At 34.8% G+C, this 8754-nt stretch carries 6 protein-coding genes and 1 tRNA gene; 2 read left to right on the forward strand and 5 right to left on the reverse strand.

Annotated elements, in window-relative coordinates; translation table 11 throughout:
- Nucleotides 1–1336 precede the first annotated feature (1336 nt).
- Nucleotides 1337–1409 (forward strand) — tRNA-Gln (locus ASJ81_RS06175).
- 186 nt (nt 1410–1595) lie between these two features.
- On the opposite strand, the gene ASJ81_RS06180 is transcribed toward ASJ81_RS06175, so the two are convergent.
- The 5 genes from ASJ81_RS06180 to ASJ81_RS06200 all read right to left on the reverse strand — a co-directional run bounded on the left by ASJ81_RS06180 (nt 1596) and on the right by ASJ81_RS06200 (nt 6394).
- Nucleotides 1596–2273 carry a helix-turn-helix transcriptional regulator gene (locus ASJ81_RS06180; protein ID WP_095643729.1) on the reverse strand — a complete coding sequence of 226 codons (678 nt, stop codon included), beginning with the start codon at nt 2271–2273 and terminating at the stop codon, nt 1596–1598.
- Nucleotides 2266–2925 (reverse strand): hypothetical protein, encoded by a 660-nt coding sequence (locus ASJ81_RS06185; protein WP_095643730.1) that lies wholly within the window; start codon nt 2923–2925, stop codon nt 2266–2268. Before ASJ81_RS06185 ends, ASJ81_RS06180 begins: the two co-directional genes overlap by 8 nt.
- A 290-nt stretch (nt 2926–3215) precedes the next feature.
- The gene (locus ASJ81_RS06190; protein WP_095643731.1) at nt 3216–4271 is read right to left on the reverse strand and encodes an ABC transporter permease; all 1056 of its coding nucleotides are present in this window, start codon (nt 4269–4271) and stop codon (nt 3216–3218) included.
- Entirely contained in the window at nt 4272–5174 is a 903-nt protein-coding gene (locus ASJ81_RS06195) for an ABC transporter ATP-binding protein (RefSeq protein WP_095643732.1), read from the reverse strand.
- Between the two features lie 2 nt (nt 5175–5176).
- The gene (locus ASJ81_RS06200) at nt 5177–6394 is read right to left on the reverse strand and encodes a COG1470 family protein (RefSeq protein WP_141241603.1); all 1218 of its coding nucleotides are present in this window, start codon (nt 6392–6394) and stop codon (nt 5177–5179) included.
- Nucleotides 6395–6881: 487 nt separating this feature from the next.
- Between ASJ81_RS06200 and ASJ81_RS06205 the strand changes: the two genes are divergently transcribed.
- Nucleotides 6882–8399, forward strand: coding sequence for a PAS domain-containing protein (locus ASJ81_RS06205; protein ID WP_170943218.1), 1518 nt, complete (start codon nt 6882–6884; stop codon nt 8397–8399).
- Nucleotides 8400–8754: the final 355 nt, after the last annotated feature.

Raw genomic sequence — 8754 nt, forward strand, 5'->3', positions numbered from 1 at the left:
ACCGGGGAAGTTTTCCATCCCCGCAGCAAGCTAGCGGGGTATTCGACTGAAATAAAATGTCCTTCCTTTTTTCTGAAAAGGTGAGAATGCTTAAGAGTCCGCTAGCTTTCACTTATATCAACCCACTATTTTATTACATTTCGAGAGCTAATCGGGGCTTAACATCCAAAATAGGATCTTCGCTTCTGATTAACAATATGTAAAATTTAAGCCTATACCCCTCTTATTTTTTAAACAGATTGAATATTAGCAATTCTATCAGATGTTATAGCATTGCTAGAATGCTATACGAATTCAATATATATTATCTTTTTCAAAAGTGTAATTGTTATTAGTAATTTTTTCTCCAATTCTAGCTTTTACGTATCAGTCTTCCTAAATATGGTGTGACTTTTCAAATAATGTTTACTAAAGTTAAAAGAAACTATATATGTTAATCATATAAAGTTATTCTACTAATATAAGCTCAGTTGTGATACTTTATGAAAATAAAGAAAAAATAATAATTAAAAAATTGATAATTATTGTTAAAAAAAAGTGATAATTAATTTAAAAATAAGTAAAAAATAAGTAATATTTTAAATGAAAAACGTATCCTACATTACAAGGAATAAATTTTGTCTGTATGCTAACTTTATATATTCCAATTTTTAGCAGCGCCAGTTAATTTCGATTGAAAAACCGTTAAATTTACCATGCACTTCTAATAGACCTAATAGACCTAATAGGTCTATATAATAATTTAAAAATTATAAAGATAGTTGCTTTCTGTCGATAAAGTAACAACGTTCTGCAAATAAAAATAGCGCTCTTTAAATAAAATAGCAATTTCGGTCAAGTTTGAAATCATCATTTTTCTTCAATAATCAAAAACTAGAAATATTTTTAAAAATACACCTCAACTAAGTAAGAAGCTCGAAAGCAGTTCGGCCCTTCTGCTGCATCCCCCAATACAGCTGCTTCAGAAGTATGCCCATCTAACATTATCCTGAAGCAAGAACCGTCAGCTTCCGAGCAATTCTGTCACAATCCGCTACTTCGCTATTCAACCATACCCTTTCTCTTCCAGCTCCACAATATAATAATGAAATAAATTATTTTAAATTAATTATCTAAAAAATTACCTGTTAATGAAAAATAGTCCCATGGCAAATATTTTAAAGCTAAAAAAGAACTTTATCGAGAAATGTAAAGGCATAAATAGTTTTAACAAGAAACTACTAAAAAGTGGAGTAAAGGGAAAAAGAATATTTCTGGAAAATTAACATAAAATAGTCCTGGTCTGGCACAATAATTAAGTACAAGAATTAATCTATAAGTAAAAGCTTTAACATGCAGTCCTGTAGGGTAGTGGTCAATCCTTCGGGCCTTTGGAGCCCGGGACAGCGGTTCGAATCCGCTCAGGACTATAATCTAATTTTTAAATACTAAGTAAAAATAACGACCGAATTAACAACTGGATTAAATTAAATCTCGAGAAGTATTGCCTTTTTGAGAACTTCCCATAATAACCGGAATTTTTATAAACGTGAGCACATCCTTTTTTCTTACCAATAGTTCAAGGTAAAACCTGCAAACTTCATTATTGTTCAAATTTATTCCATAATTATTACCTTATTGGTATTACCATAAGGTTTTCTTATCAGAAGTGATTTGTTTTCCAGTTTTTGCAGCAACCTGCTTACCTTTACTTTTGAAAGACCGGATTCAAGTACAAGTTCGCTTTGTAGTATCTGTTTTTTTTCGTAAACTATTAGATATATTTTTCTTTCATCTCCATCTAGCAGATCAGATGCGATTTTCCTTTTGTGTTCAGCTTTATTAAATGAGAATTGTTTAGCTTCATAAAACGGAGGTTTATCAGCTTTATATTGCAATGATATTGCTTTTTCAAAGTCAAGTTCGAGTTCTCCAGGAGTTTCGACTTCTTCTTGAACGGTATCGTTACCGCCTACTTTACCTGGGCAATCTTCTTCATGATAGAGTGGAAGCTGATTTTCAATTGCTGATTCTACAATTGCCGGAGTTGTTATATTTTGAACCATTCCTATACTGGTAGTGAGCATAGTTAGACTATAAGTTCCTATAGAAGCCAGACCGATCATGATAATTACTTTATTCATCGTGAACATTGTAGGGACAGCAACGGCAAATGGCTGCCCATCAATCAGAGAGACAGAAAGGCTTGTTGTCCCTTGAGAAAAGAGGAGCAAAGAGAGGGAAAACAATGATGCTGCAAGAATTATTGCATATGCCAGTTCTTTCTTATTCACTGTAATTCCCCGATGAACTAACAGTCATAACCGCTTCGCTGTACTTGAGAGACGAATTATCTTTATCGGCTGAAACAGACAAATTATCTTTTTTGACTAAAACTACAGAGACTGCAGAAAAATTTCCGTCTGCAGAAAAACCATATGCGCTATTATTTTCATGTTTACTGTTATTCAACAAATCTCTGTAATATGAAACCGTCTCATTGTCACCGTTTAGTATTTTTTCCAGATCATCATAAGAGATAGTTACCGAATTAGATGGTGTTGAAGTGTATACAAGGTAGGGACCATCCGTAACAAGCGAGGTTTCTAGCTCATAGAATGGATATACTGCGTTCCAATCAAAGTCGATACTATTTTTATTTATAGACTCATTAAAAGAATCTACTGTTTTGGAACCTATCAATGTTACCTGCTTATCACCAAGTAAAACACGATCAGGATATTTACGATTAATCTCTGATAATATATTTTTCACTTCATTGGTGATAAGATACTGTGGGATCACAACTCCAGTAGAATTTGCTTCTACAGTAACAAAGGTAGCTTTTTCCTCCGGAATATTCTTACTGCCCGCATAACCAAGTGCAATAGCAACTATACATATTACCAGCAAAAAGGCTACTGCATTAGTTTTATACGTTTTCATAAAGAAATCATCTCTCAGGTGAGTTTAGCATTATAATATTTAATAAGTGCTTAGAATTCATATTTTTTAAATTATCAAAGAAGTCTGAATTTACAGATCAAAATAATATATTACTAAATAAAAAATATATACAAGATGTGTATATATTTATAGACATGATTACTATATAAAAATGCATACACGGATATGTGTGTATTTATAGACGATCGTTTCTCCTTCAATTGTGTATAATAAATTTGCGAAATTCGAATGGTTCCAGAACCTTCAATACCATCCATCTTTGTTTTAACTCATCTTATATCCTGTCTCATAAAGACCACATATGTTCCTACAAGCGAAATTATTGCCCACACAAGCATTGTAATAATGTTGCTCATTTTTCCCGATATAGTTTCGAACATGTCGATTTCATTCTGTGAGGAATCGGATTCTGTCAAGCTATTTACAAAATCATTTCCTAAAATAGCACTGGCAACCTGCTCATAATTTTGAGTCGGCGATATTAAAGATTCTATCGTATTTTGAATCTTCCATTTTTTTTGATATTTCTCAAATGTGCTTTCTCCACCATCTTCACTTAAATTTGTCTCACCATTATCACTAACTACGATACTAACGGAATTAGTGGAAGATATTTTCCCACCATAAAAAGCCGTATCATCTGTTGGAACCATTGCATCTGCAACCACACCCGAAAAAGAAGTTATTATCATTGTACTTAATATCCAAAACATGAATGAGTAAAGTATGGAACTCGTCCCGCTTTTAGATACTGTTGAAAAAAAGATACTTATTTCTAAAAAAGTAATGAGATAAAGTGTTGATATTACCATAAACAGTGCTATAGCAATAAGGTCAGATCCTGTTAAGTTCACTCCCATAACTAGCGCGCAAGCGATTGAAAGTATGGATGTGATAGCAAGTGTTAATATTAGTATTCCAATCTTCCCAAAGAATTTGCCGTTAACGACATCTTCCCGGTACAGAGGATAAGACAGGATTAATTTCAAGTTACCTCTTTCTTTCTCTCCTGAAACTGCATTATATCCGAGAATTATTGCCAGTATTGCCCCTATTACTCCTATATTTGTCACCATTTCCTGAAATACTACCGCTGTTAGTTTTGGCTCGGGAAAGTCAGTGAAAACGCTATTTTTATCTGGGTTCTGATTTTCAACCTGAGATTTCTGATATTGGTCAAGTTGCTTGTTATAATTGTTGATACCCATAACAGAAGATACTAACATTAACAATAAAAATATTCCAAATATAGTCAGGAATGTTTTACTCTTTATACTATCAAAAAACTCCTTTTTTGCAATTACTGCGACTTTATTGTTGTTCATTTAAGCCACCTGGTAATATTTTTCAAAAATATCGTACAAATCTTCTTTCTCGTACTCAAGAGTTAGAACAGGCACGTGATTTTCATTCAGTATAGAGACAAGAGATTCCCTAATGTCTGTTTCAGATGTGATTTTGAATACATCATCTTGTTGAAAAAATGAGATATCTTTTATTGACTTGAGAATTGATGCTGTCTTTTCAACGTCTTTTGTTTCAAGAAGTATACTATTACTCTTTTCCTGTTTGCAAAGATTCTCAAGTGTGTTATATGCTACTAATTTCCCTTGCTTCATAATGGCAATTTTCGAGCAGATATCTTTGATCTCTGACAAAACATGAGAAGAGATTACTATCGCGATCCCTTTCTCGTTTAATTTTTTAAGAAGAAGGTTCATTTCTATTCGAGCTTTTGGGTCCAGTCCTGATGTGGGTTCGTCTAGAAAAATTACTTTTGGGTCTTTAACAAGGGCCTGTGCAAAGCCGATTCTTTGTGTCATTCCTTTAGAAAACTCACCGACTTTCTTATCTGCCCATTTGCTCATACCGACAATTTCAAGAAGTTCCGGTACTTTGGATTTATCGGCGTCCGCAAGCTCAGAAAAGTATTCGAGGTTTTGTTTTGCGGTTAAGTTTTCATAGTAAAGGGTGTTATCAGGAAGAAAACTTATGTTCTTTTTTAAATCCATCATATTTTTTTCGATATTTTTACCACAAACTTTTATATTTCCTGATGTCTGCATGGTCAATCCTGCAAGCATTACAAAAAGCGTCGTTTTACCTGCCCCATTATGCCCCAGAAGCCCGATCAAGTCACCTTCATATATATCAAGCGATACGTCATCCACTGCTGTTAAATCGCCATATTTCTTGGTGATATTATGGATTTCAAGAATTTTCTCCATGTTTATCTTCTCCCATACTTTTTATATGCGAAAAACAAACCTGTAACTACTAAAACGATAATTGTTATTCCAGTCCAGGCTGAATTTGATTGCGATTTTACATTAACTCGTAATTTCGTTTCTTCCGTCTCTACATTATCAGCTACTCCTTTTATACTCACAAAATAGTCCCCGCTTTCAGTTTCAGAGGGTATGCGGATTGTCAGGTCAACAGTTTCATATTCTTTTGATTCAATAAGATCAATTTTTTTCTTAGAAACATAGATCTCCCAGCTATCCACTGGTGATTTTATATCAAGTCCAATATCCTTCAGATCTACATCACCGGAATTAAAGATCCTTACAGGTACGACAATTTCAGATCCGGCCTTGCCTGAAACATAGACTTTTGATAATTGTATGGCAAGTTTTTCAATAGATTTACTGGAATTTTCTTCCACAATGAAAGGGAAAATTAAAACAGTTGATGACCTACCAGAAGCGTTTATAGTAAAATTATGTTCTCCTGGAGTACAATCGTTATCGATTTTTAGTTCAACATTAACATCTTTTGTTTCATTTGGATGCAACTTTATTTTATTAATTCGATAGTCTTCGTAAGTAAACTTATGAGTGTAAAATTCAGACTTACTTGCTTCCAGGCGAACTAATTCTTCTATACAACCACTATTATTAATTTTTAGAGGAATATTAACAGTTTCACCCTGAGAGATAAGCAGAAACTCAGGAGCAGTTGTTGACATATTGATTTCAGAAAAAACATCCGTTTTTGACCAAATTTTTAATTTAAGTTTACCAGCCCCTTTATCATTGACATTGACGGCAATTGATGAATTTAAGAAAATAATTTTGTTTTTGAGCTCCCCAATTTCTTTAGGCCCACTAAAAGATTTCAGTTGGTAGAGCTTTTCAGAGCCTTCAATATCGACTTTTTGATTAAACGTAACCAGCTCAATAAAATCGGTCCCGTTTTTTTGGAAATCACAATTATAGCTTATGATATAATTTCCTAGTTCGATTTTTTCATCTGTAGATAAATTAATACATTCTTCAAGCCATCCCCTATCATTAAAATTGTCTATCTGAGATTCATTTTTATTTATAATTTCAGTAGATACAGCAGTAGCTAAACAAGTCAATCTGCTAAACAGGAATATAAATAAAAATACAGATAACAATGTAGCTCTTTTATTTTGTACTTTTAAGAATTTACTTTTCATATTATAATGTCCAATTATCCATTTTTAGAAGTACGATAATACCTGGGTTGAAACGGTATTTTGAATTAACCTGAAACCAGTTGCGGAAACATGAAACACATTGATACAGTATTTAACTGTACATAGCAGGAGCGAAAACCAGAGAAGAAGAGTAAAGTCCAGTATACCAGTAAGCACAAGAAATAGAAAGAAAAAAAGAAAGTAAGTCCAATAAATAAAGGAATTAATATATATTAGAGCTATAATGTTAGCAGCATTAATTAGGCTAAATCAGTTTTTAGAATATGCTCAACCATCAAAAGAGTACTAAAAATAAGGGAAAAGTAAGGCTGGAAAAAAGCTTGGTTCTTACTTTTTCTTGATAAAAACTTCAATCTTTTAGTTGTAGTTATATAAAAATATCAAAATCTTTCCTGGGGGTTAAAGAATTACTTCTCAAATATCTGAAGATGCAGGATCTGATGAACTCGAGTCAATAGCTATCGCAGTGCATTCTCTTGTTGGGCTTCCAACTACTATCCGTAGCCTCAATAGAAATGGACTTCGCCTGGAGAAAGGTAAAATCCTTGACAGGGATTATACAGGCCCTGTACTCGAAGAGGTGCTCAGGACCGGCAAAACCATACGTGGAGTTCCCAAAGAAGGCACGTATCTGGGCAGGAATGTAGCTGTTTCTCCCATCTTCTCAGAGGACGGAAAGGTTATTGCGGCAATAGGGATTGTGGATTTACTTTCTGTCCTTGAGATGCAGGAAATAATCAGGACAGTTGTGAATAATAGTCATGCAGTAGTATTTCTCTGGAAAAACGAAGAAAAATGGCCTTCAGAGTTTGTCTCTGAAAATGTTGTCCGGTTTGGATATACAATTGAGGACTTTATCTCAGGCAGGGTCCTGTACGGAGATATTATTCATCCCGATGACCTGAAGAGAGTTAAGGATTCACTTGAAGACCATATCCGGAGAGGTGATGTTGACTTCAATATAGAGTACAGAATCTTTACAAAGGTTGGCGACCTCCACTGGGTAAATGAGAGGACGTTTATCCAGCGGAATCCTGACGGAGAAGTAACTCACCTTCAAGGGCTTGTACTGGATATAACTGAGAGGAAAAAGAGCGAAGAAGCTCTCAGAAAGTCTTTAGAGACTCAAAAAATGTTGAGAACCATAATAAACAACAGCCAGGCAGTAGCTTTTCTATGGGAAAACAAAGAAAACCTGCCAACCATATACGTTTCCGAAAACGTGACTCAATTTGGGTATAAGGTAGAGGACTTTACCTCAGGGAAAATACCTTATAAAAGCATCATTCACAGGGATGATATAGACTCAGTTATTGAAATTCTCAATCGCAACATTACAGAGGGACAGGACTCTTTCGACGTTGAATACAGAATCTTTACAGGGGACGGAAAAATGCTCTGGGTAGATGAAAAAGCATTTATTCAGAGAGACAATGACGGAAAAGCAACTCATTTCCAGGGTCTTGTAGTTGATATTACCGAAAGAAAAGAGGCCCAGAAAATGCTTGAGATCCAGCGAAAACTAGGGACAGAACTCAGCAGTACCTGGAATTTCCAGACAATGCTCAACCTGGTTCTTGATTCCTGTCTTCAAATACACGGACTCGATGCAGGATTCATATACCTCAAGGATGAACTCCTGGACCAGATAAACCTGGTAGCAGATAGGGGAATTTCCCCTGAATTTAGAGAAAAGGTTTCCAGATATAAGGCAGATTCTTTAGAAGCAAGGCAAATTTTAATTGGAAAGCCCATATACTCACTGGAATTCTACTCAGATACAATGGTTGATGCAGTAAAGAAAGAAGGAATAAAAGCTATTGCCATAATCCCTCTGAAGTATAGAGGAGAAATTGTAGGCAGCCTTAACTTTGCCTCCAGTACCCTGGATAAGATTCCCTGGAGTATCCGAACCTTCCTTGAAAGTACTGCTCTCCAGGTGGTAAACTATGTAGCACCTGTCTGCGTTCAAGCCGAACTCTAACAAGCTTCGAAATTCTCCTAGACTTTCATAAAAAGCCTTCTATGATAAAGAGCCTTCTATGCTTGATTACCGCATAAGTGAAAAACTGAGAATAAAAAAGAATTTGTTACTATTCAGGTAGCCTTTTTAGGGCTACACAATTTTTCCTCTTTTCGAGGAAAAATTGGATTTACAATGAGTTATTTCTATCTTTGATGAAACGTGAAGAGATTCTTGCTCTGTGTACTTCAAATCCTGAAGTTATTGCAACTTACATTGAGAGTCTTGAATCTCAAATAAAACAGCTTAGGAACTGTCTCAAAATCAAAGTTGCGCTGGCGCACCCCGCTGCAAGCAACGGGGTATGTCCGCGCCA

This window comes from Methanosarcina spelaei (assembly GCF_002287235.1).
Taxonomy (GTDB): domain Archaea; phylum Halobacteriota; class Methanosarcinia; order Methanosarcinales; family Methanosarcinaceae; genus Methanosarcina; species Methanosarcina spelaei.